1 pseudogene is annotated in these 358 nt (G+C 50.0%); it reads right to left on the reverse strand.

The features are described 5' to 3' along the window. Positions 1–358 (reverse strand): annotated as a pseudogene (locus CWC28_RS22400) (hypothetical protein); the annotation flags it as partial.

The following is a 358-nucleotide window of genomic DNA, read 5'->3' on the forward strand; positions in this document are numbered from 1 at the left end:
AACTTGCTGAATCGCCCACCCAGACTGAAGTTCCAGTCGAACAGTAGCTTGAGAGCTGACTGCTCTTTGTCGGGAGCCCGACCCCAGAAAATACTGATGGGAACCAGCTGTACATCCTGATCCGGGTGCTCTTCTGTCTCTTTGAGTAAGTTGTTGAGTGTGTCAGCTGCTTCCGGGTGTTCTCTCTGAAGGAGAACCCCTCTTTGCTGGGTCAGATAAAAGTAGGCTTGATCACCACTCTTTTGATCCTTGTGAATAAAAGCATAGGGTCTTGGAAGGCCCGCTTTTCGACACTCGTGCTCAACCACCATCAGATCAGACAGAGAACGGTTGCGAAGTACATAGCAGACGGGTTTGT

Origin of the sequence: Pseudoalteromonas sp. S4492 (assembly GCF_005886115.1) — a bacterium.
Taxonomy (GTDB): Bacteria; Pseudomonadota; Gammaproteobacteria; order Enterobacterales; family Alteromonadaceae; genus Pseudoalteromonas; species Pseudoalteromonas gelatinilytica.